The organism is Pseudomonas sp. Arb-4-2C (assembly GCF_055755015.1).
Window position 1 is genome coordinate 3036402 of record NZ_CM146899.1, and the last position, 24804, is coordinate 3061205.

At 61.7% G+C, this 24804-nt stretch carries 17 protein-coding genes and 2 riboswitches; of the genes, 9 read left to right on the forward strand and 8 right to left on the reverse strand.

Features of this window, described 5'->3' with window-relative positions; all coding sequences use genetic code 11:
- Positions 1-37 precede the first annotated feature (37 nt).
- The 5 genes from wecB to AC0J41_RS13575 are packed head-to-tail and all read left to right on the forward strand — an operon-like array spanning position 38 to position 8459.
- On the forward strand, positions 38-1192 hold the full coding sequence (wecB, locus tag AC0J41_RS13555) for a non-hydrolyzing UDP-N-acetylglucosamine 2-epimerase (RefSeq protein WP_473015904.1): 1155 nt from the start codon (positions 38-40) through the stop codon (positions 1190-1192).
- On the forward strand, positions 1189-3363 hold the full coding sequence (nfrB, locus tag AC0J41_RS13560; RefSeq protein ID WP_473015905.1) for a cyclic di-3',5'-guanylate-activated glycosyltransferase NfrB: 2175 nt from the start codon (positions 1189-1191) through the stop codon (positions 3361-3363). The genes wecB and nfrB overlap by 4 nt, the downstream gene beginning before the upstream one ends.
- Positions 3360-6521, forward strand: coding sequence for an NfrA family protein (locus tag AC0J41_RS13565; RefSeq protein WP_473015906.1), 3162 nt, complete (start codon positions 3360-3362; stop codon positions 6519-6521). The genes nfrB and AC0J41_RS13565 overlap by 4 nt, the downstream gene beginning before the upstream one ends.
- Positions 6521-7399: a DUF4434 family protein gene (locus AC0J41_RS13570; protein ID WP_473015907.1), complete on the forward strand. Its 879-nt coding sequence runs from the start codon at positions 6521-6523 to the stop codon at positions 7397-7399. Before AC0J41_RS13565 ends, AC0J41_RS13570 begins: the two co-directional genes overlap by 1 nt.
- Positions 7383-8459 carry a GGDEF domain-containing protein gene (locus tag AC0J41_RS13575; RefSeq protein WP_473015908.1) on the forward strand — a complete coding sequence of 359 codons (1077 nt, stop codon included), beginning with the start codon at positions 7383-7385 and terminating at the stop codon, positions 8457-8459. Before AC0J41_RS13570 ends, AC0J41_RS13575 begins: the two co-directional genes overlap by 17 nt.
- 105 nt (positions 8460-8564) lie before the next feature.
- On the opposite strand, the gene AC0J41_RS13580 is transcribed toward AC0J41_RS13575, so the two are convergent.
- The 6 genes from AC0J41_RS13580 to cobW all read right to left on the reverse strand — a co-directional run bounded on the left by AC0J41_RS13580 (position 8565) and on the right by cobW (position 19102).
- Positions 8565-10124 carry a TerC family protein gene (locus AC0J41_RS13580; RefSeq protein ID WP_473015909.1) on the reverse strand — a complete coding sequence of 520 codons (1560 nt, stop codon included), beginning with the start codon at positions 10122-10124 and terminating at the stop codon, positions 8565-8567.
- Positions 10125-10536: 412 nt separating this feature from the next.
- Positions 10537-12183 carry a phospholipase D-like domain-containing protein gene (locus tag AC0J41_RS13585; protein WP_473015910.1) on the reverse strand — a complete coding sequence of 549 codons (1647 nt, stop codon included), beginning with the start codon at positions 12181-12183 and terminating at the stop codon, positions 10537-10539.
- Positions 12184-12355: 172 nt separating this feature from the next.
- On the reverse strand, positions 12356-12991 hold the full coding sequence (locus AC0J41_RS13590; RefSeq protein ID WP_473015911.1) for a vWA domain-containing protein: 636 nt from the start codon (positions 12989-12991) through the stop codon (positions 12356-12358).
- A gap of 23 nt (positions 12992-13014) precedes the next feature.
- Positions 13015-14013 (reverse strand): magnesium chelatase ATPase subunit I, encoded by a 999-nt coding sequence (locus tag AC0J41_RS13595; RefSeq protein ID WP_473015912.1) that lies wholly within the window; start codon positions 14011-14013, stop codon positions 13015-13017.
- 166 nt (positions 14014-14179) lie between these two features.
- Positions 14180-18028, reverse strand: a complete 3849-nt coding sequence (cobN, locus tag AC0J41_RS13600) for a cobaltochelatase subunit CobN (RefSeq protein ID WP_473015913.1) — start codon at positions 18026-18028, stop codon at positions 14180-14182.
- A 3-nt stretch (positions 18029-18031) separates the two neighbouring features.
- Positions 18032-19102 carry a cobalamin biosynthesis protein CobW gene (gene cobW, locus AC0J41_RS13605; protein WP_025112539.1) on the reverse strand — a complete coding sequence of 357 codons (1071 nt, stop codon included), beginning with the start codon at positions 19100-19102 and terminating at the stop codon, positions 18032-18034.
- 98 nt (positions 19103-19200) lie between these two features.
- Positions 19201-19411: riboswitch (cobalamin riboswitch) on the reverse strand.
- Positions 19412-20320: 909 nt separating this feature from the next.
- A riboswitch (cobalamin riboswitch) is annotated at positions 20321-20542 on the forward strand.
- Between the two features lie 122 nt (positions 20543-20664).
- Here cobW and AC0J41_RS13610 point away from each other — a divergent pair.
- The 4 genes from AC0J41_RS13610 (at position 20665) to cobM (ending at position 22813) form a co-directional block, all read left to right on the forward strand.
- Complete coding sequence (locus AC0J41_RS13610) at positions 20665-20862, forward strand: CbtB domain-containing protein (RefSeq protein ID WP_003225486.1); 198 nt, start codon at positions 20665-20667, stop codon at positions 20860-20862.
- An 11-nt stretch (positions 20863-20873) separates the two neighbouring features.
- A complete protein-coding gene (locus AC0J41_RS13615) occupies positions 20874-21575 on the forward strand; it encodes a CbtA family protein (protein WP_473015914.1) in 702 nt (233 codons plus the stop codon).
- Positions 21572-21985, forward strand: coding sequence for a cobalamin biosynthesis protein (locus AC0J41_RS13620; protein ID WP_473015915.1), 414 nt, complete (start codon positions 21572-21574; stop codon positions 21983-21985). The genes AC0J41_RS13615 and AC0J41_RS13620 overlap by 4 nt, the downstream gene beginning before the upstream one ends.
- Positions 21986-22066: 81 nt before the next feature.
- Positions 22067-22813: a precorrin-4 C(11)-methyltransferase gene (gene cobM / locus AC0J41_RS13625; protein WP_473015916.1), complete on the forward strand. Its 747-nt coding sequence runs from the start codon at positions 22067-22069 to the stop codon at positions 22811-22813.
- A gap of 144 nt (positions 22814-22957) precedes the next feature.
- Here cobM and nfuA read toward each other — a convergent pair whose 3' ends face one another.
- Positions 22958-23542 carry a Fe-S biogenesis protein NfuA gene (gene nfuA, locus AC0J41_RS13630; protein WP_003225494.1) on the reverse strand — a complete coding sequence of 195 codons (585 nt, stop codon included), beginning with the start codon at positions 23540-23542 and terminating at the stop codon, positions 22958-22960.
- Between the two features lie 57 nt (positions 23543-23599).
- Positions 23600-24625, reverse strand: coding sequence for an acyltransferase family protein (locus AC0J41_RS13635; protein ID WP_025112544.1), 1026 nt, complete (start codon positions 24623-24625; stop codon positions 23600-23602).
- Between the last annotated feature and the right edge of the window lie 179 nt (positions 24626-24804).

The window sequence follows — 24804 nt, forward strand, 5'->3', positions numbered from 1 at the left end:
GTTGCGCCCAAGCGTTGCCATGTCCCAGGAGGGGTCAATGTCGTTTAAAGTCATGATGGTTTTCGGTACTCGTCCGGAGGCCATCAAAATGGCCCCGTTAGCCCGGGTTCTGCGTCAGTGGCCTGACATCCAACTGAACATCTGCTCCACCGGCCAGCATCGGGAGATGCTCACCCAGGTGCTCGATGCCTTCGAACTGGCGGTCGACGAAGACCTGCAAGTGATGACTCAGGGCCAGACCATCAACGGCCTCTCGCAACATCTGCTGGCACAACTCGACCAGGCCTATGACCGGGTCAAACCGGATATCGTGCTGGTACACGGCGACACCACCACCAGCTTCATCGCCGCCCTCGCCGCGTTCAATCGTCAATTGCCGATCGGTCACGTCGAAGCCGGGTTGCGCACCGGCAACTTGCGCGCGCCCTGGCCGGAAGAGGCCAATCGGCGCCTCACCGGAGTGATCGCCGACCTGCATTTCGCTCCCACATCCAAAACAGCCGCCAATCTACTGCGCGAAGGTGTCCCCGAGGACAACATCGAAATCACCGGCAACACCGTGATCGATGCCTTGCTGTGGATGCGTGATCATCAGCAGAAAACCGCTTGGCAGCCAGCAGCTGATTCACCATTGGCAGCCCTCGATGAACAGCGCCGGATGATTTTGATCACCAGCCATCGCCGGGAAAACATCGGCGATGGCTTCCGCAACATCTGTCAGGCGCTGGCCGAACTGGCCGAGCGTTATCCCGACGTCCAGTTCGTTTACCCGGTACACCTCAACCCGCTGGTGCAGGAGGTGGTGTACGGCACTCTTTCGGACAAACCCAACATCTATCTGATCGCCCCGCAGGACTACCCTAACTTCGTGTGGCTGATGAGCCGTGCGCATTTCATCCTCACCGATTCCGGGGGCGTGCAGGAAGAAGCGCCGGCCATCGGCAAACCGCTGCTGGTGCTGCGTGACGTCACGGAGCGGCCGTCCGTGCTGGAGAGTGGCACCATGCTGCTGGTGGGAACCGACAAGGCGCGTATTGTCGAGGAGTCCAGCCGGCTGCTGGATGACGCAGACACCTACACCCGTATGAGCCGCGTGCACTTCCCTTATGGCGACGGCCACGCCAGCGAATTGATTGCCACCCGCCTCCACGCCTGGTTGAGCGCACGCTCGGCGGCGGGTACCGGGGTATGAGTCTGGGTTGGGTCGACTTCTTTGCGTACGTGCTGTTTGCTCTTAAATATGTGGCGATTGCTCTCGCCCTGTTGATGTTCATCCTCGGCCTCGATGACCTGTTCATCGACCTGGTCTACTGGTTCCGCAAACTGATCCGGCGCTGGCGGATCTACGAGAAATTCGAGCGCGCCGACGAAGAGCGCCTCTACAGCATTCCCGAGAAGCCACTGGCGATCATGGTGCCGGCGTGGAATGAAGTCGGTGTGGTCGGCGAAATGGCCCGTCTGGCCGCCTCGACCATCGATTACGAGAACTATCAGATTTTCGTCGGCACCTACCCCAACGACGCCGAAACCCAGGCTGACGTCGACGCGGTCTGTCAGCACTACCCCAACGTGCACAAAGTGGTCTGCGCCCGCCCTGGCCCGACCAGCAAGGCCGACTGCCTGAACAACATCATCGACGCGATCCTGCGCTTTGAAAGCGAGGCGAAAATCCAGTTTGCCGGTTTCATCCTGCATGACGCCGAGGACGTGATTTCGCCGATGGAGTTGCGCCTCTACAACTACCTGCTGCCGAACAAGGATCTGATCCAGATTCCGGTCTACCCCTATGCGCCGGAGTGGAAAGGCTTCACCGCCGGGCACTATGTCGACGAGTTCGCCGAGAACCACGGCAAGGACGTTATCGTGCGCGAAGCGCTGACCGGCCAGGTGCCGAGCGCCGGTGTCGGCACCTGCTTCAGTCGCAAGGCCATCAGCGCCCTGCTCGAAGACGGCGATGGCATCGCCTTCGATGTGCAGAGTCTCACCGAAGATTACGACATCGGTTTCCGTCTCAAGCAGAAAGGCATGAAATGCATCTTTGCCCGCTATTCGGTCAGCGATCCGAAACTGGCACTGGAGCAGCCTTGGGTGTTCGGCATGAACCGCGAGTTCTCCCAGGTGATCTGCGTGCGCGAGCACTTTCCTCGCGACTTGCAACACGCGATCCGCCAGAAATCACGCTGGATCGTCGGCATCGTATTCCAGGGCACCAAGAACCTTGGCTGGAGCCGCAAGGGCTTGCTCAACTACTTCCTGTGGCGTGACCGGCGCGGCTTGATCGCCTACATGCTGAGTTTCCTCGTCAACCTGCTGTTCGTGGTTCTCATCGCGATGTGGCTGGTCACGGTGATTTCGCCCGAATCGTGGCGTTATCCATCGATCCTCTCTGACAGCTCGCTGCTCTCGGTTCTGCTCTGGCTCAACGGCTTCATGCTGCTCAACCGGCTGTTCCAGCGTGGCTGGTTCGTCACCCGCTATTACGGTCTGGTGGAAGGCCTGCTCTCGGCACCCCGCATGATGTGGAGCAACTTCGTCAACTTCTTCGCCAACCTGCGCGCGCTGCGCCAGGTCATGGAGATGGGCGACTCGCGGCGCGTGGCATGGGACAAGACCACCCATGAATTTCCAGCATTGACCAAGGCGCAACGGACGCCGCTGGGCCACCGTCTGGTGGAAAAAGGCCTGCTTACCGAAGATCAGCTGGAAGCGGCGATCACCAGCCCGGTGCGTCGGCGCCTGGGTCGCGAACTGCTACTGCGTGAGTACATCAACAGTACCCAACTCGTACAGGAACTGGCCGAACAACTGGAGCTGGAATGGGCTCCGCTTAATCCGTTCAAGCTCGACAAGCGCCTGATCGACGCAGTGCCGCGCCGGGTCGCTTCGCACTACGGCGTGCTACCGGTTGCCGAGGAAGGCGACACGTTGGTGCTGGCCTCCGAAGGCCCGGTCAGTCAGGTATCGCTCGGCGCGATCAGTCGCCAGCTGAAACGCCCGGTGCGTTGCCGACTGGCACCGCAAGGCCGCGTGACATTGGGGATTCGCTACTGGTACGCCAGCCCCCGGCAAAGTGAGGAAGTGCGACATATGCTGCAAGTGCTCGAGCGTCATCAGGACGATGAGGCCCTGCTGGAACGCGTCAGCCGCCATCAGGTACTGCTCGGCAACCTGCTGCAAGTGCGCGGCATGGTGCCGCCGCCCCTGTTCAATCAGGCACTGATCGATTTCGATGCGGAACGGATGTCCCTCGGCGAGCACCTGATTTCCCGCGGCATGATCACTCAGCAAGTGCTCCAGCAAGCCCTGGCCGATCAGGCCAGCGAACAACAAGCGGCTTACCGCATCGTCCGGGAGGTCGCATGAAACCTGTACATCGTCATACCTTGTTGATGGGCAGCCTGCTACTCGGCCTGAGCACCGCCTACCCGCTGCAAGCTGCGCCGCTGAGCGACTTTGAACAGTTCCGCAGCTATCCGTACATGGACCGCAGCTACCGCGAGGCGAAAAAAGGCAACTGGAAAGAAGTCGAGCGGCTGATGCGCCACCTGCTGGAAAAGGTTCCGAAGAACGATGAAGCACGGGCTTTGCTGGTGGAATCCCTGGCCAAGCAACGACGTTACAAGGACGCCGTCGAAGCCTTGCCGGCCAACGACAGCGAAGCCACGCTGGACTTGCGCTTGACCTGGATCGAACAGGATCCGCCGAGCAGCACTCAGGTTGAACAGTGGATGGCGGGCAGCGACCTCAATGACCGCGTGCGCCTGTGGCAGGCCTACAGTCTGAGCCTGGCCAAGTTCGGCGGTGCGGCCAAGGCCCACGACTGGCTGGCACAACTGGCCCCCAAGGGCGATGACAATATCTTGCGTCTGGCCCGCGCCAACTGGTCCGAGCAATTGCGTGACTGGAGCGGCACCATCGACCAACTGGCCCCGCTCGCGGCGCGCAAGCAACTGGATGCCGAGGGCTGGCAACGCCTGGCCAATGCCTATGTGCAGCGCCTGGACGAAAGGCCGCTGCAGCAACTGCTGCAACAGGCGCCCAGTCCTGACGCCGCACGCAAGGTGCGTCTGGCGATGGTCGATCGCGCCATCGCCATGGGACACGATCAACAGGCTCAGCGCTGGCTGCAGTCACTGCCTGCAGAAGATCTGGCAGATCCGGCCCAGCGCCAGCGGCTGTGGGAACTGGCACGCCAGACCGACGATGTACCCAGCGTGCAACGCCTGAGCAACGACCTGCAGCGCCCCTGCCTGGAAACCGTCGACTGGTTGTCGCGTCACGATCCGGAAGCAGCGTTGAAACAACTGCGCGGCTGCCAACCAAGTGATGATCCCCAAGCGTGGCTGGTACTCGCCCAGCGCCTGCAAGCTACCGACCTGCTGCAAAGCACAACCTTGCCGCCGCCGTGGGAAAGCCGTCGACAGGCACAACTGCTCGACGTCTGGCAGGAGCAGGGTCAGAGCAGCAAAGTCATGGTCTGGCTCGCGGGGCAACAGCAGACCCCGGCGGTAGTCAAACGCCGCGCGCAACTCGCCCAGTCCATGGGCCGCCACACCGAAGAACAGACACTGTGGGAATACCACTACCGTCAGACCGGCGATCTGGCGTCGCTGAATCAGGCCAGTTTCCTGGCGCTCAACAGCGGCGATCGTGCGCACGCACAGGAACTGCTGGAAAACGCCTATGACCGCGTCGGCGGGCGCCTGCCTGCCACAGCGCTTCAGCGCCTGGCCGGCCTCTACGCGTCAGCCAAAGATACGACACCCGCACAACAGCGGCGGATGGCGTCACTGATCAGCCATATCGACGGCGCCACTCGTGGCCAGCTGCTTGCGCAACTGGCGGAAAACGGCCAGTGCGAAGCTGTTCAACAAGCGATTGGCAGCCATCCGCAAGCCGCTGGGGACTATCGTGCGCTGGGTCGGTGTGCCATGCCGGATCGTCCCGGTGAAGCGGTGGTTTATTACCAGCAAGCGGAAAAACTCGGTGACCGAAGCAGCCGCTTGCCACTGGCCTATGCCCTGGAAGCGGCAGGTGACTCCGCGGGGGCCTTGGCGATCTGGCGCAGCCTCCCTGCTGCCGAGCTCAGCGACAACGCTCGACTGACTGCCAGCCGCAGCGCGCTGAATGCCGGTGACAGCCAGACCGCCGAACGCTATTGGCAACAAAGCACAACCCGCGGCGCCAACGAATGGGCGCTCGGCGCGGCCATTGCCGATGCCCGTGGCGATCATGCCCAGGCCTTGCAACGCCAGCGTCAAGCGTTGCAACAAGCGCCGGACGCCGGACATTTCTATGCCGCTTCCGTCACTGCGCAAAAGGCCGGCGACCTGGCGCAGAGCAACGTCTGGCTGGCGGAGGCGGTACGCCGCGATCCGAATAACCCGCGTTACCGCGCTGATTACGGCATGCGCCTGTCCGGCGCGCCCACTCGCGAGGAGCGCGCCCGCGCCATTGCGTATCTGCAGCAAGCCACCCGGGATTTCCCCGAGGACTATCGTCTGGGCGAAACCCTCGCCTGGCGCTATGACGAAGTCGAAGACAGCGCCTCGGCACGCAAGGAACTGCGTCGGGTCATTGATCTGGAACAGAATCCGGTGGCCGCCGACGACGAAGACGGCAGCATGGAAGCCCGGCGCTACCGTCAGCGTCGAGCCCACGAAACCTTGTCCCGGCGTGACAGCTTCACCATTGCCAGTACCTGGTCGCCTGCAGGGGTGTCCACCAACGATTTCCTGCGCGACGACGACAGCAAAGACTCGCGTCGCAGCGCCAACTCGCAGAACGTGCAGGTGGCGATGTGGGATCACGCCCTGGGTGAAGAACCGAGCCGCGCCGGCAGTACGCTGTCGGTCTACGGGCGGGTGCTGCTCGGTGGTCAAAGTCGCTCCAGCTACGCTGAATCCGCTGCGGCAGGCGTCGGCCTGCGGTACAAACCGTGGGGTACGCAGAACATCAACCTTTACGCCGAGATCTACAAGCAGAGCCAGTTCGATGATCAGGACAACCATGGTTTGAGCCTGGGGCAGATGATCAACCCGCACAAACTCTCGGACCAGCTCGACGATCATCGCCAGGACGGCCACACCACCACCGACTACCTGCTGCGCGCCACGGCCTCGTTCCTCGATCAGGGCAAGTACCGCAACGACTGGCGGGTGGATGAAAGCGACTGGGACGAACGCTTCCTCTATCTGGATGCCGCGTGGTGGACCAAGGCCGGCGATCACCAGTGGCTGTCGCGTTTCCAGCAAGGTCATGCGTGGAAGCTGCCGTCCAACGCCGCGCAGACGATCATGCCATACGGCTTCCTCGAATTTGTCAGTCAGGACCCGAGCAACGACTGGCGCCAGGACCTGCGCACCGGGATCGGCCTGCGCTGGCAATGGTGGTACGACGAGGATCGCTACAACGCTTACCGCTCGAAGTTGACGGTGCGCACCGAATACCAGCAGTCGCTGGGCGGCAATCTGTATGAAGGCGGCAACGGTGTGCTGCTGGGCGTGGAGTGGAACTTCTGATGGCGCGCTGGATAATGTTTTTCTGCCTGTTGCTGGGCGCCGTCGTCGTACGTGCCGACGAGCGCGTGTTCTATCAACCGCTGAATGTCGACGCCAGTCTCACTCAGGCGCAGTGGCAGCAGATCTGGCGGGACACCGCCCGACAAGGCACCCGGACGCTGATCGTGCAGTGGACGGCTTACGGAGATTCGGACTTTGGCGGCGCCGACGGCTGGCTCGCCAACAGCCTGAAACTGGCGCAACAACACGGCCTGCAACTGGTCCTGGGGCTGAGGATGGATCCGGCTTACTACCAGCGCATCGATGAACTGGACAGCGCCGGCCTCGGCACTTACTGGCAGGCGCAACTGGGACAAGCGCTGGGTCAGCAGCAAAAGTTGCGCAAGGACTGGAAACTGCCGGTCAGTGGCTGGTACCTGCCGCTGGAACTGGATGACTTCCATTTCCTCGCGGCAGACCGCCGAGCCACGCTGCAGCGTCAGCTCAAGGATTTTGCCAGCAAGCTTGATGCACCGTTGCACATCAGTGCCTTCAGCGCCGGCAAACTTGCCCCCAGCGTCAATGGGCAATGGCTGGGCGAACTGAGCGCTGCGGGCATTCAGGTGTGGTGGCAGGATGGCGCAGGCACGGGCAAGTTGTCGCCACTGGTGCGCAATGGTTATGCGAGTGCCCTGCCCTGCTCCGTGGGTATCGTGCGCGAGGCGTTCCGGCAGGTCAGTGCCGAGGGCCAGCCGTTTCGTGCCGAGCCTGCGCAGCCCGATGCGACGCCTGCCGGCTGTCACAACAGCGCTGTGTTTTCCCTGCGTTACCGCCCTTGGGGCCGGGTGATTCTCGACAACCAGCACAGGCATCAGGTTGGCGATGTACAAAACCATTGAAGAGCAAGTGCTGAAGAAAACCGCGCCCGCCGCCGTATGGAACGAGTTCATCCAGCATGAGTTCGAACGGTTGCACTCGTTCTGCGTACTGATCTATATCGCCAGCATTAGTGTCTGGGTGGCGTTCGACCTGATCGTCAGTTTCCTCGCAGGCCAGGGCTTTACCTGGCTGTCGATGGTGTTCATGACGGCATTCGCGATTCTGACGCTGGTGCTGCTGTTCACCCGCAAGGCGAGGCACTTCAACGTGTTGAACCTGTTGTTTGTCGCGACCATCACATTGGGCATTCGCCTGATAGTCGACGGGCTGCCGCCAACTTTCCATGGCGTCTGGCTGGTGCTGGCCGCCGCCAGCACGCTGTACAGCGCTTCGGTGCTGCCACTGAGTCGCTGGTCGTTTTTCGCCGCACAGGCAATCACTTGGCTGGTACTCAATCCGTTCATCCATACCGGAGTCGATCTGTTCGAGCTCAAAGGGGTGATGACCATTTGCTACAGCGTGTTTCTCTGCTCACTGACCATCTACACCTTTCTCAAACTGCGCGAGGCCAAGCTCTACAACTACATCATGTCCAGACTGTTGCTGGATCAGGCCTACAACGACACGCTGACCGAAATCCCCAACCGTCGATCATTCATGACGGTGGCGCAAAAACACCTGCAAGCCGTCCCTCGCGAGCACGACCATTATCTGGCGATGATCGACATCGATAACTTCAAGAAGGTGAATGATGTGTACGGTCACGACATCGGCGATGAAGTGCTGAAACGCGTGGCAGCGGACATAAAAACGGTGATGGTGCAGCACGAATTCGCGCGGCTGGGTGGCGAGGAATTCGCGATTTATTTGGCGGGCGTGCGGCGCGAGGATGTCGAAGCACTGGCGGGTGAATTGTGCCGGGTGGTTCGCGACCAACCGACGCAGCACCCGGTCACGATCAGCATCGGTGTGACGCGGGTGGAGGATGGCGATACGTTGAATCAGGCCCTGGTCAAGGCGGATGACGCGCTGTATGAGTCAAAGCACGCGGGGAAGGATCGCTTTACTTTCCATCAGTGATTTTTGCAGCGCCGGACAGATTGCATTCGCGAGCAGGCTCGCTCCCACACTGGCGTGCGTTGCACCTGTGGGGGCGAGCCTGCTCGCGAAGGGGGCGCACACGGATTACACGGCGTCGCGCACCAGCAACACCCGCGTCACCCGCCGTTCTTCCACCGCCACCACCGTCATCTGCCAGCCTTCGTACTGCAGGCGATCGCCCTTCATCGGCAAGCGGTCCAGCAGGCTCATCACCAACCCGGCCAGGGTCTGGTAGTCCTCGGTCGGCTGCGCACCAAACCCCGTGCGTTCCCGCACACGCATCAGGTTCAGCGCGCCGCTGACCACGAACCCGCCTTGCTCTTCGATCACGTCCGGGCCTTCGATTTCGCTGGCATCGGGTAATTCGCCAGCAATCGACTCGAGGATGTCGGTCATGGTCAACACGCCGACAAAGTCACCAAACTCATTGACCACGAAGGCGATGTGGGTCGAGGCCGCGCGCATCTGTTCCAGCGCATTGAGGATCGAATAGCTGTCGAGCAGGTTGATGGTCTTGCGCGCCAGGTGTTCCAGGTTCGGCTCATTGCCGGCCAGATACTCCTTGAGCAGCTCCTTCTTGTGCACGAAGCCCAGCGGTTCATCCACCGCGCCGTGGCGAATCAACGGCAAGCGCGAGTAGGACGAATGCATCAGGCGCGTGCGAATCGCTTCGGCGTCGTCCGCCAGATCAATGGTGTCGACGTCGGCGCGCACGGTCATCAGGTTGCGAATCGGGCGCTCGGCCAGTTGCAGCACGCCGCTGATCATCACCCGCTCGCGACGGTCGAACAGCTCCGCGCCTGGCGCTTGACCATCGTCCAGCAAGTCGGAAATCTCCTCGCCGACTTCTTCCACCGCCAACTTGCGGCCACCCAACAAGCGCATCACCGCATGGGCCGTGCGCTCACGCATCGGGCGCAAGCCCTGCATCGAGCGCTTGCGACGGGCTCGCGCGATCTGGTTGAACACTTCGATCAGAATCGAGAAACCAATCGCCGCGTACAGATAGCCTTTCGGGATGTGGAAGCCCAGGCCTTCGGCCGTCAACGCGAAACCGATCATCATCAGGAAGCCCAGACACAACATGATCACCGTCGGGTGCGCATTGACGAAGCGAGTCAGCGGCTTGCTTGCGACGATCATCAGGCCGATGGAAATGATCACCGCGATCATCATCACCGCCAGTTCATCAACCATGCCGACCGCCGTGATCACCGCGTCCAGCGAAAACACGGCGTCGAGCACCACGATCTGCGCCACGATTGGCCAGAACAGCGCATAAGCGGCGTTGTTCGAGCGCTGGCCGACGTGGCCCTCAAGCCGTTCGTGCAGCTCCATGGTGGCCTTGAACAACAGGAACACACCACCGAACAGCATGATCAGGTCTCGACCGGAGAAGCTCTTGCCGAACACCTCGAACAACGGCTGCGTGAGGGTCACCAGCCAGGAAATACTCGCCAACAGGCCCAGGCGCATGATCAAGGCCAGCGACAAGCCGATGATCCGCGCGCGGTCGCGCTGATGCGGCGGCAGTTTGTCCGCCAGAATCGCGATGAACACCAGGTTGTCGATACCCAGCACCAGTTCCAGCACAATCAGGGTCAACAAGCCTAACCAGGCCGTGGGATCCGCTAACCATTCCATAAAATGTCTCGATCTCTCTTCAGTGAATTCAGGCTGCCGGACACGGCAAAGCGCAACGCGAAGGCTCTGAAGCCGCGTTGACAACGATAGTCGGGAGTCGGAAGACCGGATGCTGCGAGTGAGTCAAGACCGCGCGATGGCGCGAGGAGAAGGTACGACTGGGAGGCTCCGAGAGGGTGTTCATGTAAATCCTGAATGAAAAATGGCCTTGGAGCGTACAGGCTCAAGGCACATTTTCTACAGCGGCAAATCATTTCAAAATCTGTAAGAACACAAAAAAGCGTTTCCTGATGGCCCTCTCGCGAGCAAGCCCGCTCTCACAGGGATTATTTGTCGGACACCGGTTCCGGGTTCACTGAAGATCCAATGTGGGAGCGGGCTTGCTCGCGAAGAGGCCATCAAACGCGCAACATCAACGCCCGGCAAAACGCAACCGCGACAACTGCCGCAAATCCCCCTCGACGTAGTAATCGTTGGTCCAGCTGTCATCCACCGCCAGCGGACTAACCTGCTTCAGCTCCAGTTTTTTCGCGAAATAGCGAAAGCGGTAATGCTCGTAGAACCGCAGCAATTCCAGACCATAGCGGTCGGCCAGATCAGTGTCGCCACGAATGATAAGGAAGTTCTCGTCATTGCCATTGCTGGCCGAGGTGCTGAGGTTGTGGCTGCCGCTGATGATGGTCGGCGCGTCTGTGGTGAAGTCGGTAATCACGGCTTTGGTGTGCACCAGCAGGTTGCCCTTCTGGCCTTTCATGTTTTCCTTCAGCCAGCCTTCCAGCCCGGTGTTGAGCAAAGCCGTGGCGGCGAATTCGGCCGTACGGTCCGCGTGAAACCCCGTGATGCTGCTCGCGGTGTTTTGCAGGCCGTAACGCAGGATATCGTCATGGGGCTTGCCGAGCAGCGCGTTGAGAATCGCGTCCGGCAAGGTAAACGCAGTGACGAACAATACGTCCTTTTTAGCCGCCTCGATGATCTCGACGAATTCGCGCAGGTCGGCGCCACCGCTGCGTGGCGAGAACCCGGCGAACAACGGTTGCGTGGGGTCAATGGGGTTGTTGGCAGTGATCCAGGTGCGCGTCGCGCCGACATCGGCGGGATTCGCCCAGACCTCTTCGAACGTTTGCAGATAACGCGCGGCGATCGTCACGTCATCGAGGGTGTGCACCACGTTGGCCTGGCGATACACACCATTGACGGTGAAATTGGTGCTGCCGCACAACACGGCCTGCGGTTGACGCTGCCCGGCAGCATCGACGCGGCTGAGGACAATGAACTTGTCGTGGAAGATCTCGTGGGTGATTCGACCGCGCTTGTTCGCCGCCGGCAATTTCGCCAGGTTGGTTTCGTTCAGTGCCGTATCGGCGTCATCCGGTCGGGCGTGATACAGCACACGCACTCGAACGCCTCGGGCGAACGCCGCGTTCACCGCATCGATGATCGCCTGCAACTGGTACTCGTAGATCGCGATATCCAGCGCCCACTGAGCGTCCACCGCACGCTCGATGTAACCCAGCAAACGCTCCAGCAGCCCGTTCTCCAGCCACAGGCGCGCTGCGTCGGGCCACGCTTCAATGGGCAGGTTCTTGTTGGCGCTGATTTGCGCGTCGAGGTCGGGGAACTTGCGCTGGAAGGCCTGGCTGGCGGCCACGGCACGATTGAAGATCACGCTCTGGTTGGCCGGGTGGCCATCGTCGGACGTGATGCTCAGCTCCAGCGACTCGCCCAATTGCGGCGCGTCCGCCGTGCCGTAGGCCAAGTGCACGCGATAGTGCAAGGTTGTGCCTGGGTTGACTGCGTAATCGGCCCAGCGAAATTTCTGCAGCGGCGCTTTATCGCTGGGCGTGGCGTGATATTGGGGAAAAGTGTGGGCCATGCCGGGAAACGTCAGGCTGTTGAACAGGAACTGCCACGGCTTGTCGCCCTGCTGCTTCTCGATGGCAAAGCCGAGCAAACCTTTGCGTCGGGGCTCGGCCAGATCCATGGCGAGCAACACGCCGTTGGTGCCGGCGTAGGCTTTGACGCGAAAATCGTCCTGAGGATTGGCGACCAGTACCCGCATGATTCACTCCTTGTGATTGGGCTGGAGTGGAGCATAGAGCAGCGCTGCGAATTGTGGTTGGCAGATCAGCAACCGAGTGAACCTCTTCGCGAGCAGGCTCGCTCCCACAGCGGAAGCGGTGTTCAGCAACCTTGTGGGAGCGAGCCTGCTCGCGAAGAGGCCCGTTCAGGCATCACAGATCATCGATATGCCGATACTGCGCATTCAGCGCCGCCGCAATTTGCCGCGCTCGGGCCAAGCGGATCGGCCCACGCTCAATGTCGATCAACAACCCCGGGCACTCCAGCGGCAGCAGCGGCGGCAAGGCTTTCAGGCGCCCGTCCGTGACCAGCAGCAATCGCTGCTGCTCGGCAGGAAAACGCTTTTTCCGCTGCGCCAGCCATTGCTGCGCCTGCGTCAACGCAGCCAGCAACGGCGTGCCGCCGCCCGCCCCCAGCGCTTCCAGCCAGGTGCGCAAGCCACTCGACGCCTTCAAGCCCTGTACCTGCCATTTCGGCGCACTGCCGCTGGCAGTCAGTAATGCCAGACGGGCGCGCTGTCGATAGGCATCATCGAACAATTGCGCGAGCAAGCCCTTGGCATCGCTCAGTGCCTGATGACGACGAGTCGAGGCCGACGCATCGACGATCACCAGCCACAGCTCATGGGCCGAACGGGTGCGTAACTGGAACTGCAGATCTTCCCGTGTCTGCGGCCGACCGCTGAGCAACGTACCCGGCCAGTTCACCGAGCCGCTGCGCGCGGCGTGGCGTTGGCCCTGGCGTCCGTGGTCGAGTCGTCCGGCGCGGGGTCTGGCATTCGCCCCCACGTCGGATCGGGGACGAATGCCGGTTACTTTTTTGGCCAGCTCGGCACTTCACGGCGCGCACCGGTGGCCAGTGCCGGGGCAGGCATGTCGCCCCACTGCCCCTGCCCTTCGCTCGGCCCGGCCTGCGCATGGGTCGAGTGCTGCGCAGGGGGCTGAGGGCTGGACGAAGGCGATTCACGACGGCGATGACGCAGCGCGAATTCCGCCACCGCGTCGATGTCCTGCTCGGCAATCGCGTCAGCACCGCGCCACGCCGCGTGGGCCCGGGCAGCACGCAGCCAGACCAGATCGGCACGCAAGCCATCAACACCAGCAGCAAAGCAACGTTCGGTGATCAGCGCCAAGGCGTCGTCGTCCAGGGGAATGCCCGACAAGGCACTGCGCGCGTGTTCGCAACGCTCACGCAGGGTTTGCTGCTGCGTTTCCCACTGCGCGCAGAACGCTTGTGGATCGCTGTCGAAATCCAGTCGGCGACGAATGATCTGCCCGCGTTCGGCCGGTACCGTGTGACCGCTGAGAGCGACGTTCAGGCCGAAACGGTCGAGCAGTTGCGGACGCAATTCGCCCTCTTCCGGGTTCATTGTGCCAATCAACACGAATCGGGCCGAATGCCGATGAGAAATACCATCGCGTTCAATCAGGTTGGTGCCGCTGGCCGCCACATCGAGCAGCAGATCCACCAGATGGTCGGGCAGCAGGTTCACTTCATCGACGTACAACACGCCGCCATCGGCCTTGGCCAGCACACCGGGGGAAAACTGCGCGCGCCCTTCACTCAACGCGGCGTCAAGATCGAGCGTGCCGACCAGACGCTCTTCGGTGGCGCCCAGCGGCAGCGTGACGAACTGACCGCTCGCCAGCAGATCGGCCAGACCACGGGCCAGGGTCGATTTGGCCATGCCACGCGGACCTTCGATCAGCACGCCACCGATTTTCGGGTCGATGGCGGTGAGGCACAGAGCGAGTTTCAGGTCATCGGCGCCGACCACAGCGGAGAGCGGGAAATGCGGGGTGTCGGTCATCTTCAATACTCAGTCATGGTCGGTGATCTATCGAAAAACATTGGGCGCTAACCTGATCCCCTGTGGGAGCGGGCTTGCTCGCGAAAGCGGGGTATCCGTAAAAGGTATATCCACTGACACGACGCCTTCGCGAGCAAGCCCGCTCCCACAGTTGATTTACAGCGCATCAGGTGTCTTCTTCTATATCCAGCAGCAGGTTTTCGAGGGCCTCTTTATAGGCGCCGGGTTCCTGCCACATTCCGCGCTGTTGCGCTTCCAGCATGCGCTCGGTCATGTCGCGCAGCGCATGCGGATTGTGCTCGCGGACAAAGTCGCGGGTCGCCGGATCGAGCAAATAGGCGTCGGCCAGCAACGCATACTGATGATCGTCGATCAGTTGCGTGGTGGCATCGAAGGCGAACAGGTTATCGACCGTCGCTGCCAGTTCGAACGCGCCTTTATAGCCGTGGCGCTTGACCCCGTCGATCCATTTCGGATTGGCCGCCCGCGAGCGGATCACCCGATTCAGTTCTTCTTTCAGGGTGCGGATTTTCGGCAGATCCGGCTGGCTGTGATCGCCGTGATAACTGGCCGCCGCTTCCCCGCGCAGGGTTTCCACCGCCGCGAGCATGCCGCCCTGGAACTGGTAATAGTCGTTGGAATCGAGCAAGTCATGCTCGCGATTGTCCTGGTTTTGCAGCACAGCCTGCACCTGGCTCAGGCGCTGGACGAACTGCTCGCGGGCGGCGGTGCCCTCGTCGGACCCACCGTATGCGTAGGCGCCCCAATTCAGATAGACCTCGGCCAGATCCTCGCGGCTCTGCCACAGACGTCCATCGATGGCGCCCTGCACACCCGCGCCGTACGCTCCGGGTTTAGCGCCGAAGATCCGCCAACCGGCCTGGCGCCGCGCCGCGTCTTCATCCAGCCCCGATTGCAGCAGAGCCTCGCGCTCGGCACGCACTTTCGCCGCCAGCGGGTTGAGATCGTCGGGTTCGTCCAGTGCTGCCACCGCTTGCACGGCCGCGTCGAACAGGCGGATCAGGTTGGCAAAGGCATCGCGGAAGAACCCGGAGACCCGCAACGTCACATCGACCCGTGGCCGGTCCAGCAGACTCAGCGGCAGAATTTCAAAGTCATCAACGCGCTGACTGCCGGTAGCCCACACCGGACGCACGCCCATCAGCGCCATGGCCTGGGCGATGTCGTCGCCGCCGGTGCGCATGGTCGCGGTGCCCCACACCGACAGGCCGAGCTGGCGCAGGTGATCGCCGTGATCCTGCAGGTGCCGTTCGAGAATCAGCGTGGCGGACTGAAAACCGATGCGCCACGCGGTGGTGGTCGGCAGGTTGCGCACGTCCACCGAGTAGAAGTTGCGCCCGGTGGGCAGCACGTCGAGACGGCCACGGCTCGGCGCGCCGCTTGGGCCGGCAGGGACGAAGCGGCCGTTCAGCGCATCGAGCAAGCCACGCATTTCGGCGGGACCGCAGGCGTCGAGACGCGGGGCGACGACTTCGCGCAGGTTCTCAATGATTACGCTGACTTCAGCCCAACGCGGATCCTGTCGGAGTGAGCCTGCTCGCGATGGCGGTGGGTCAGGTAAATCAATGTCGGCTGAAACACCGCTTTCGCGAGCAGGCTCGCTCCCACAGGGGATTTGGAGTGCCTGGGTGATCAGTTGGGTGGCGAACAGTTCGAGGCGTTCGCGGGTATCGCCGGCGCTGCGCCAGATTTCATCGCTGACGTTTTGCAGCGCCTGCGGACGCGGGCCATTCCACGGCTCGGCCAACGCACAATCCAGCGGATCAAACCCCAGCTCAAAGGCTTTCGCCACAGCCCGCAGCAAACTCGACTGTGCGCCCTTGCCGTCGCCACGCGGAATGCGCAGCAGCGCCAGCAACGTGTCGATGCGCAAACGTCCGGTCGGTGACTCACCGAAAATGTGCAGGCCATCGCGAATCTGCGATTCCTTGAGGTCACACAGATAGGTGTCCAGCCGCGGTAGCCAGATCGCTGCGTCGGCGTCGCTGTCCAGGCCGGCGTCGAGTTGCAGTTCACGGTCGATCTGCGTCTCGCGCACCAGTTGCAGGATGTCGCGCTGCAGCTCGCGGGCGCGGCGCGGGTCGAGCAGTTGGGCTTCGTAATATTCGTCGGCCAACAGTTCCAGATTGCGCAGCGGGCCGTAGGTTTCGGCACGGGTCAGCGGCGGCATCAGGTGGTCGATGATCACCGCTTGCGTGCGTCGTTTGGCCTGTGCGCCCTCACCCGGGTCATTGACGATAAACGGATAGATGTTCGGCAGCGGCCCGAGCAGCACGTCCGGCCAGCAGTTTTGCGAAAGGCCGACGCCCTTGCCCGGCAGCCATTCGAGGTTACCGTGCTTGCCGACGTGAATCACCGCGTGCGCGCCGTAGGTGTTGCGCAGCCAGAAGTAGAACGCCAGATAGCCGTGGGGCGGCACCAGATCCGGGTCGTGATACACCGCACTCGGATCGACCTGATAACCGCGCGCCGGTTGAATGCCGACAAAGGTCAGGCCAAAGCGCAGACCGGCGATCATCATCCGCCCGTCACGGCACATCGGATCGTCTTGCGGAGCGCCCCAACGTTCCAGCACTGCCGCACGATTGGCTTGCGGCAGTGCATTGAACATCGCCAGATAAGCGTCCATCGCCAGGCTTTGCTGGCACGGGCGCAAATCGATGCTGTCGAGGTCGTTGCTGACGCCACCGAGCAATTGCTGGATCAGCGCAGTGCCGCTGTCCGGCAACTGAGCCGTCAGCGGAAAGCCTTCAGCCTGCAACGCACGCAAGATATTCAAAGCCGCGGCCGGGGTGTCGAGGCCGACACCGTTGCCGATACGACCGTCGCGGGTCGGGTAGTTGGCGAGGATCAGCGCAATGCGTTTCTCGGCATTCGGTACCCGCGCCAGATCGCTCCAGCGCCGGGCCAGTTCGGCGACGAAATCCATGCGCTCCGGTTGCGCCCGGTAGCAGACCACGTCGGACTGACTGCGCTCACTGCGCCAGGCCAGATCCTTGAAGCTGATCGGCCGGCTGATGATGCGCCCGTCGAGTTCCGGCAAGGCGATGTGCATCGCCAGATCGCGCGGGCCGAGGCCTTGCTCGCTGTCGCGCCAGCCAGGCTCGTTGTCCTGCGCGCAGATCGCCTGAATCACCGGAATATTGCGCCGGAACGGCCGCAGATGTGGGGCTTCCGGGCTGGATTGCGCGAACCCGGTGGTGTTGAGAATCACCGCCGCCTCGACCTCGTCCAGCCAATCCTCGACCACGCTCAGGCAGCCCGGCTCTTTCAGGCTGGCAACCGCGATTGGCAGCGGATTGAGCCCCGCCGCCTGCAAGCGCTGGCAGAACACATCGATGAACGCCGTGTTGGCCGCCTGCAAATGCGAGCGATAAAACAACACCGCCGCGACCGGTTGACCGGGCAGCCATTCGGCTTGCCAGTCGCTCAGTGCGGCGGAGTTTTTCTGTGGCTGGTAAATCGCCGTACGCGGCAGCGCTTGCGGCTCGTCCCAGGCGTAGTCCCGCGCCAGCCAGCGGTTGGCCAGGCAATGGAAGAAGTCCAGCGCATTGCCCATGCCGCCCTGACGCAGGAACTGCCAGAGGCGGTCGCGATCCTCGGCGGGCACGGTGCTCAAGTCGCTGAGTTCAGGGTCGGGACGGTCATCGCCAGGCACCAGAATCACCTGCACACCGCGCTCAGCCAGCTCCACCAGCCGCTCGACGCCATAACGCCAATAGGCAATGCCGCCGTGCAACGAAATCAGGATCACCTTGGCGTGACGCAGCACCTCATCGACATACAGATCGACCGAAGCGTGATTCTGCACCTGCATGGGATTGGCCAGGCGCAGACTCGGGTAATCCTCGGGCAATTGCTGCGCAGCTTCGGCGAGCAGCGCCAGGCTGGAATCGCCGCTGCACAGGATCACCAGCTCGGCGGGGGTTTGTCCAAGGTCGGCAATGTTGTCATCCGACACGAAACCGCCGGGCTGGGTCCTGAGCAGGTGCATGGCTTAAACGCTGAGCGCGGCGCGCAGTTGCGCTTCGAGTTGCGCGGCGTCGAGTTCCTGGCCGATCAGCACCAGGCGCGTGACGCGCGCTTCATCGGTGCCCCACTGACGGTCGAAGTGCTTGTCGAAACGCGTGCCCACGCCTTGAATCAGCAGGCGCATCGGCTTGTTCGGGATCGCCGCGAAGCCTTTGACGCGCAGAATGCCGTGCTGAACCACCAGTTGCGTCAGTGCGTCGAGCAGCAAGCTTTCATCGGCTTGCGGCAGTTCGATGGAGATCGAATCGAAAGCGTCATGATCGTGGTCATCGTGGTCGTCATCACCGTCGTGGTGGTGATCGTGATGGCTGTGGCGGCTGTCGATGTGCTCTTCGGAACCCGCGCCAAGGCCAATCAACACGTCCAGTGGCAGACGGCCGTTGCTGGCTTCGATGATTTTCACCGCTGGCGGCAGCTCTTCAGCGACTTCCAGACGTACGCGAGCGAGGTCTTCAGGGCTGGTCTGGTCGGCCTTGTTAAGGATCACCAGATCGGCGCTGGCCAGTTGGTCGGCGAACAGTTCGTGCAGCGGCGACTCGTGATCGAGGTTCGGGTCGAGTTTGCGCTGGGCATCGACCTGATCCGGAAACGCGGCGAAGGTGCCGGCAGCCACCGCCGGGCTGTCGACCACGGTAATCACCGCGTCAACGGTGCAGGCACTGCGGATTTCCGGCCACTGGAAAGCTTGGACCAGCGGTTTCGGCAGGGCCAGACCGGAGGTTTCGATCAGGATGTGGTCGAGATCACCGCGACGGGCGACCAGCTCGCGCATCACCGGGAAGAATTCTTCCTGCACCGTGCAGCACAAGCAGCCGTTGGCCAGTTCGTAGACGCGGCCGGTGGCTTCTTCTTCGGTGCAGCCGATGGTGCATTGCTTGAGGATTTCACCGTCGATGCCCAGTTCGCCGAACTCGTTGACGATCACCGCGATGCGGCGGCCCTGAGCGTTGTCGAGCATGTGTCGCAGCAAGGTGGTTTTGCCCGAGCCGAGGAAACCGGTGACGATGGTGACAGGGAGTTTGGCCAGTGTTTTCATCGGATGCCCTTTGGCAAGGTGGCGGGCATACGGGACGAGATCCGCTGCGACCGAGCGCGCGGAAGAATTCGCCACCGGATCACCCCGCCCGGTTGTAGTGAGAAATCTGTCACGAGGCAGGTCTCCTGGCTGACGGTGTTCAGGCTTTGGGCCTGGCATTCGCTGCGCCTTCCCGCTGGCTCTGGATTGAGTTGGCAGTGGCGTGGCAGCGAACAGCACCGTTCACAGTTGCGGGGGCAGCCGCGGCTTGGACCGCGTTCCCTTCTTAGCTTCGGCGTGGGCCGAAGAACCTCGAAAGCGCAAGGCTACGCAGGGTATTGGGATGGGTCAATGGTTGGTGGATTTTGGGATTGGGGGCATATCCGTTGCTTCGGGTGCTGCCGCTGGCGGTTTCGCTCTTACAGCGAGTCCCTTTTTCAAACGCCAAAAAGGAACCAAAAGGCTTTGCCCCGGCGTACGGCACTTCGCTGAGGCTCAGTGTTCCCTCGCTACGGTGTCCATCAGGGGGCATCGCCTACGGTTTGCTTCGCTGCACCTCCTCTCGATGTATGCGGCTTCGCCGCACGGCGCTGCGCGCCTACCCCCAGATGAACACCTTCGCTCGGCCTGCCGAAGGGGCTTTGAGATCAAAGGCAACATCAAAAGCCAGATCCAGATCCAGATCAAAAGATCACAGCCTTCGGCAGTTCCCACAGGGGATTAGGTGTGTTCAGTTGGAGTTAGTTGGTTGGCGGACCGCCTTCGCGAGCAAGCCCGCTCCCACAGTGGGATCGGGTGTGCTCAGTTAAAGATTGGTCGGCCGTGAGGCCGCCATCGCTGGCAGGCCAGCTCCCACAATTTTAATTCGTGCCCCCCATGCGGCGAAGCCGCCCCACTCAACACGATGAGCGTTAGCTCGAGTAAAGATTTTGATCTCAAAGCCCGTCGGCAGGCTGAGTGGAGGGATTGATCCGGGGGTGGGAGCGCAGCGACCGTTTGGCGCAGCCAAACACATCGAGAGGAGGTGCAGCGAAGCAAACCGGAGGCGCTGCGCCCGGATCAATCCCGGAGCGAAGGAACCCGAGCCTAGGCGAGGGCCGAACGTCAGGGCATAGACCTTTTGGTTACTTTTGGGGCGTTTGCCAAAAGTGACCCGCCGTCAGGGTGGAACCCTAAGCAGCCGTTACCGCAGCACCGGATCCACCCACAAAATTGACTAAATTCCCCAACCCATGGTCTCCTACACAACTTGTTACGGGTGCCCTTCACAGGGTGAAACGGGAAACCGGTGAATCATGTGCTTTACTCAAGCCCATGTCAGTCCGGTGCTGCCCCCGCAACGGTAAGCGAGCGAAGCGTCAGATCCACTGTGCCAGTACGGCATGGGAAGGTGATGCTTGCAGGTCGGCCTGACGCCAACCCCTCGTGAGCCCGGAGACCGGCCCGCAACACACAGTGCGCATTGTGCGTCGCTGAACATAACAAACCCGCGGTGGGCGGGCGCTGTTCGAACCTCTGCGTGCCCGACTCGCAGGGGTCTTCATGCGCTCTATTCACCCGCTGACACTCCAGAGGGAAGCGCCATGTCGATCATCAGCAGCACCGGCAGCAACACCGATAAAATCTCCAGCACCGCCACGTTGAGCCAACGCCTGACTGCGGCGATCTTTGCCTCGATCCTGGGTGCCAGCCTCGTCTACTTCGCCGGTTTCTCGCACATCGAAGCGGTGCACAACGCCGCCCACGATACCCGCCACAGCGCCGCGTTTCCGTGCCACTGAGACCTTTCGACATGATCAAGCGAATTGCGCAAACCGCAGGGTTCACCGGCCTGCTGGCTGCCCTGCTCCTCACCCTGTTGCAAAGTTTCTGGGTCTCGCCGTTGATTCTGCAGGCGGAAACCTTCGAAAAAGCCGAACCTGTCGCCGTTCATGAACATGCCGAAGGCGCCATGGCCGGGCACACCCACGACGCACAAGCCTGGGAGCCGGAAGACGGCTGGCAGCGCGTAGTCTCGACCACCGGAGGCAATCTGGTGGTGGCCGTCGGTTTCGCCCTGATGCTCGCGGGCCTTTACACCCTGCGTGCACCGACCAAAACCTCGCAAGGCCTGCTCTGGGGCCTGGCCGGTTACGCGACCTTCGTGCTTGCACCGACCCTCGGCCTGCCGCCTGAACTGCCGGGTACCGCTGCAGCCGATCTGGCTTCGCGCCAGATGTGGTGGATCGGCACGGCCGCCTCGACCGCTGTCGGCCTGGCCCTGATCGTGTTCAGCCGTCACTGGCTGATGAAGCTGCTGGGCGTGGCAATCCTGGCCGTACCGCATGTGATCGGCGCCCCGCCGCCGGAGGTGCATTCGATGCTGGCACCCGAGGCGCTGGAAGCTCAGTTCAAAATCGCTTCGCAGTTGACCAACGTGGCGTTCTGGCTGGCTTTGGGCCTGATCAGCGCCTGGTTGTTCCGCCGCAAAAGCGATGGTCAGTACCACGCATGACCGATGACAGCGCAGCGCCGACCTTCGTCGTCGGCCTGGGCTGCCAGCGCGGCTGCCCGGCCAGCACGCTGCGCGCGTTGCTCGACCAGGCCTTGCAGGCGCATCGCATCGACCTTTTAGCGGTCAAGGCCCTGGCCAGTATCGACTTGAAGCGTGATGAGCCCGGTTTACAGGAACTCGCCGCCCAACTGGCACTGCCGCTGTTGTATTTCAGCAGCGTAGAACTGGCGAGTTATCAGCAGCGTCTGAGCCATCATTCACAGATCGCCTACGAACGTACCGGATGCTACGGCGTTGCCGAAAGTGCTGCGCTGGCCCTCGCCGAACAGCTGATTCAGGCGCCGGCAAAACTGCTGATTTCCCGGCAAAAATACGCCCAGGCCACGTTGGCATTGGCCGGCGCTGCGTAAAATCCCGATAATCCCCCTCTTTGATCATGAGCAATCTTCATCTGAAGCCTTGCCCTGCCCCGTTTTTCACAGGATTTCTTCATGACCGTCTACTTCATCGGCGCCGGCCCCGGCGACCCGGAATTGATCACTGTCAAAGGCCAGCGACTGATTCGCAGCTGCCCTGTGATCATCTACGCAGGCTCGCTGGTCCCGACCGCTGTGCTGGAGGGGCATCAGGCCGAAATCGTGGTCAACAGCGCCGAATTGCACTTGGAGCAGATCATCGAATTGATCAAATCCGCCCACGCCAAGGGGCAGGATGTGGCACGGGTGCACTCCGGCGATCCGAGCCTGTATGGCGCGATTGGCGAGCAGATTCGCTATTTGCGTGAGTTGAATATTGCGTTCGAAATCATCCCTGGCGTTACCGCAACGGCGGCGTGCGCGGCACTGCTGGGCGCAGAACTGACCCTTCCGGACATCTCGCAAAGCGTGATTCTGACCCGCTACGCCGACAAGACCGCAATGCCGGCCGGCGAAGAACTGGGGAGTCTGGCGCAGCATGGCGCGACCATGGCGATTCATCTGGGGGTCAACCACCTGGAGAAAATCATCGCCGAACTGCTGCCGCATTACGGCGCGGATTGCCCGATTGCAGTGATTCACCGCGCGACATGGCCGGATCAGGACTGGGTGGTGGGGACACTGGAGGATATTGCCGCGAAGGTGCAGGCCAAGGGGTTTCGGCGCACGGCGTTGATTCTGGTTGGACGAGTGCTGGGCAGTGAGGTGTTCAGCGAGTCATCGCTGTATCGCGCGGGGCATGCGCATCTTTATCGCCCATGACGGTCCTTTCGCAAGCCAGCCCGCCCCCACATTTGCAATGCGATCACCTGTGGGGGGCGGGCTGGCTCGCGAAGGCGTCATTGAATTTCACGCAAAAAAAACGGCGCTCACGGGGCGCCGTTTTTCATGTCCGCAGCGAACACCTTAGTAGTAGGCGTTTTCTTTCTGCGTGTGGTCGGTCACGTCGCGCACACCCTTTAGTTCAGGAATACGCTCGAGCAGAGTGCGCTCGATACCTTCCTTCAGGGTCACGTCGGCCTGGCCGCAGCCTTGGCATCCACCGCCGAACTGCAGCACGGCGATGCCGTCCTCGACCACATCGATCAGGCTGACCTGACCGCCGTGGCTGGCCAGCCCCGGGTTGATCTCGGTTTGCAGGTAGTAGTTGATGCGCTCGTTGACCGGGCTGTCGGCGTTGACCATCGGCACTTTGGCGTTTGGCGCCTTGATGGTCAGTTGACCACCCATGCGGTCGGTGGCGTAGTCGACGACGGCATCGTCAAGGAACGCTTCGCTGAACGAGTCGATGTAGGCGGTGAAGCTTTTCAGCCCCAGCGCGGTATCTTCAGGTTTTTCTTCGCCCGGCTTGCAGTAGGCAATGCAGGTTTCGGCGTACTGGGTGCCAGGCTGGGTGATGAAGACGCGGATGCCGATGCCCGGGGTGTTCTGCTTGGAGAGCAGATCGGCCAGGTAATCGTGGGCGGCGTCGGTAATGGTAATAGCGGTCATGGAAACTCCTCGCAGGCTTGGGCGCAGTTTACGCCAATCATCGCGCCGCACAAAGTCCTAGTATTTTTGTCGGGAAAGCTGGGAATCCGATTGAGCAACAGGTTCGCCATCGATCCGCGCTTTAAGCCACTGATAGCTGCGTTTTTCCACCCATTCGTAGCTCAACCAAGACCCTGCGCCAATGGCCACAGCGCAGACGACGAACATCAGGTACGGACTGATTCCATAATGTCGCGCGATAAAACCACCGGCCGACAGCACCAGCACGTGCATCAGATACACCGAATACGAACAATCGCCCAGCAGCTTGAGTAGCCGATTGCGCTCGACATAACGTTCCAGCGCCATGCAGGCCATCACCAGCACCGCACTCGCCAGCCCCCAGTTCAACAGTCGTGGCGCCGGCGTCAGGCAATAGATTGCCATCAACGCGGCGCCAATTCCCAGCAACGGCAACCACAGGCCCGGGCCAATCCAGCCCCGGCGGTACAGGATGCCGATGCCGATCCCCAGCAAGAACTCGTAAACGATGTCCGAACGATAGAACTCGCTGACCCAGCCAAACGCCTGGCAAGTAGCAAACAGCAACGCTGCGACCACCAGCAGACGCACCTGCCAACGGAACACCAGCGCACAGGCGAACAGCACGTAGAACAGGATTTCGTAATTGAGGGTCCAGCCGACATTCAGGGTCGGGTAGATCCCGTACCCGCCGGGGTTCTGCGCCGGGATGAACAACAGCGACAGCAGCAGATGCCCGACGTCCAGCCTCTGATCCGGCAACACCTGTCCGGCGACCAGCACCAGCAGCGCCATCAGCAACGTGTAAAGCCAGTACGCCGGCACGATGCGCGACAGGCGGTACAGCAGAAATTGCCCCGGCCGCAGGCGCTTGTCCTCGGTGGACAAGAAAATCACCAGGCCGCTGATGACAAAAAAGATGTCGACCCCGACTGCGCCTTTGTCGATGAACAACTGGCCAATCGGGCCGCGCGCCTTGAAGTCGAAGAAAATCTGCATGAAGTGGTGACAGACCACCGTCCACGCGGCAAGCGCCCGCAGGGCCTGCACTGAAATCAACATTGAGCGCTCCTGTCCACGATTCCTGAAACACCACTGCCCCCTGTGGGAGCGGGCTTGCTCGCGAATGCGCTGTGTCAGGCGACATCCATTTCGAATGAGCTGACACCTTCGCGAGCGAAACCGCTCCACAGTTGAGATTTGCGGTGTTGCCAAGAATTGGGACAGCAGGTCCGTCTCAA

Excerpts from the sequence above, each read along its gene's own strand:
- AC0J41_RS13565 (WP_473015906.1), top strand. The coding sequence starts at position 3,360 with ATGAAACCTGTACATCGTCATACCTTGTTGATGGGCAGCCTGCTACTC.
- cobM (WP_473015916.1), top strand. The coding sequence starts at position 22,067 with ATGACCGTCTACTTCATCGGCGCCGGCCCCGGCGACCCGGAATTGATC.
- AC0J41_RS13585 (WP_473015910.1), bottom strand. The coding sequence starts at position 12,183 with ATGCGGGTACTGGTCGCCAATCCTCAGGACGATTTTCGCGTCAAAGCC.
- wecB (WP_473015904.1), top strand. The coding sequence starts at position 38 with ATGTCGTTTAAAGTCATGATGGTTTTCGGTACTCGTCCGGAGGCCATC.
- AC0J41_RS13575 (WP_473015908.1), top strand. The coding sequence starts at position 7,383 with ATGTACAAAACCATTGAAGAGCAAGTGCTGAAGAAAACCGCGCCCGCC.
- nfrB (WP_473015905.1), top strand. The coding sequence starts at position 1,189 with ATGAGTCTGGGTTGGGTCGACTTCTTTGCGTACGTGCTGTTTGCTCTT.
- AC0J41_RS13620 (WP_473015915.1), top strand. The coding sequence starts at position 21,572 with ATGACCGATGACAGCGCAGCGCCGACCTTCGTCGTCGGCCTGGGCTGC.
- AC0J41_RS13615 (WP_473015914.1), top strand. The coding sequence starts at position 20,874 with ATGATCAAGCGAATTGCGCAAACCGCAGGGTTCACCGGCCTGCTGGCT.
- AC0J41_RS13610 (WP_003225486.1), top strand. The coding sequence starts at position 20,665 with ATGTCGATCATCAGCAGCACCGGCAGCAACACCGATAAAATCTCCAGC.
- AC0J41_RS13635 (WP_025112544.1), bottom strand. The coding sequence starts at position 24,625 with ATGTTGATTTCAGTGCAGGCCCTGCGGGCGCTTGCCGCGTGGACGGTG.
- AC0J41_RS13595 (WP_473015912.1), bottom strand. The coding sequence starts at position 14,013 with ATGACCGACACCCCGCATTTCCCGCTCTCCGCTGTGGTCGGCGCCGAT.
- cobW (WP_025112539.1), bottom strand. The coding sequence starts at position 19,102 with ATGAAAACACTGGCCAAACTCCCTGTCACCATCGTCACCGGTTTCCTC.
- AC0J41_RS13580 (WP_473015909.1), bottom strand. The coding sequence starts at position 10,124 with ATGGAATGGTTAGCGGATCCCACGGCCTGGTTAGGCTTGTTGACCCTG.
- nfuA (WP_003225494.1), bottom strand. The coding sequence starts at position 23,542 with ATGACCGCTATTACCATTACCGACGCCGCCCACGATTACCTGGCCGAT.
- cobN (WP_473015913.1), bottom strand. The coding sequence starts at position 18,028 with ATGCACCTGCTCAGGACCCAGCCCGGCGGTTTCGTGTCGGATGACAAC.
- AC0J41_RS13570 (WP_473015907.1), top strand. The coding sequence starts at position 6,521 with ATGGCGCGCTGGATAATGTTTTTCTGCCTGTTGCTGGGCGCCGTCGTC.